Below are 1,527 nucleotides of genomic sequence, written 5' to 3' on the forward strand. Positions count from 1 at the left end.
ACTCAACTTTCGCACACAGAAATATTTAAGCATTGCTTGATATAATTAGGTATAGTGGCCAACCATTTATTCATTTGATTTTTAAAGATGTCCATGTTCAAAGAAACCTCGGCTTCCGCCAAAGTTTGGAAAAGGTCAATAAGTGATTGAAGGGCAGTAATAAAATCTATGTCTTTTACATCTTCGCAAAGGATGTAAAAAAGGTTGCCAATCGTCTTAGGATCCTCCTCTTTTCGCATTTGCCAAGCAATGAGAATATATCGTGTAAAAACAATGGTTGTATGGCTAATTAACATGTCGTAGGAACGTCCCTGGAATTCTTTCTCTAAATTTAAAAGGGATTTATTGCATTTGAAGAAGACTTCAATGTCCCAACGCATGCCGTAAATACGAATGATCTCTTCATTTTCTAATGTTGTATCTGTGCTGAGAATGGCAAGCCATTCGCTCCGTTTATTACGGTTTCGTACAAATAGAATTTTTACTGGAATTCCATTGTCTAAAGTAGCATAAACGGATCCGAGAATGTCTTTTTTACCCATGTGAGGTTTTGCCAATTTGTAAAGTTGATTCAGTGTGAAACGTTCACCATTGTAAACGTATCGCTGCTTTAATTGCTTCACCATGCCAATGACAAATAACCCTTTGTTCGTAATCTTCTCAATTAAAGGCGCTTGTGTAAACCAGGAATCCATGAGAACATAGTCAGCTACAATCCCTTTTTCAAGCGCATGATCAAGTAAAGCTGAAGCCACGTCTGGTTTTGATTTCAGAGCTTCCTGGCGACGCTTATAGCCAGATGTTCGTTTATCAATATTGGTATTGATTTCTTGCAGGCGATTTTCCTTTTTCGGTGAACTTAGAAGAGCAAAATCAACGGGAATAAAAGTAAAACTATCGGTCCAGCCAAGGGTAAGCATTTGAAACCCTTTCAAGTACTGATGGGTAGAGTGATCAAAAACCTTAGCCAACAGTTCAACCGACTTACTACGGTTTCTTGAAAAGACAGAATCATCAATCACAAAAGCTGTGACACGATCTTTTGAAGTTAATGGTTGAAGCAGACGGATCATTTCACTGCTTAATGAAAGCAGAAACTTTCTCCAATGATAGGTTGGTGTATTTAAAAAGCGATAGACTGTATCCTTTCCGGGCAGATCCTGAGATCGTTTACTCATAAAAGCACGAAACCAGTTCTTATATTGGAAGACTAAAAGAAAAATCAGTTTGAAAACAGTAAGACAAGAATACCCGGAAAGTTTCGTAATATTCGCTTTTCTTAAATGATATCCAATATTTAATTCGGAAAATCCTTGTTTAATTTCTTTTGGTAATTGCGCAAAGTAGTCTTTATTCGTTATCATAGTGGTGACACCTTTCTTTTGGATTTGGTTTCGTCACCAATATTTTACCAAAAGAATAGGTGTCTTTCTTTATGTTTTAAAAAATGTCAAATGATAATTTTGTACTTCCCAAAACCATTTACATCAAGCATTTAAACAAGATTTTGGACTGCGAAAGCTGAGT

1 protein-coding gene is annotated in these 1,527 nt (G+C 36.4%); it reads right to left on the bottom strand.

Annotation, left to right across the window (positions count from 1 at the left end):
* Positions 1-2: 2 nt before the first annotated feature.
* Positions 3-1,364 (bottom strand): IS4 family transposase, encoded by a 1,362-nt coding sequence (locus tag GW534_RS15815; protein WP_094245175.1) that lies wholly within the window; start codon positions 1,362-1,364, stop codon positions 3-5.
* Positions 1,365-1,527: the final 163 nt, after the last annotated feature.

This window comes from Pallidibacillus pasinlerensis (assembly GCF_009996845.1).
GTDB lineage: Bacteria > Bacillota > Bacilli > Bacillales > Caldibacillaceae > Pallidibacillus > Pallidibacillus pasinlerensis.

Excerpts from the sequence above, each read along its gene's own strand:
- GW534_RS15815 (WP_094245175.1), bottom strand. The coding sequence starts at position 1,364 with ATGATAACGAATAAAGACTACTTTGCGCAATTACCAAAAGAAATTAAA.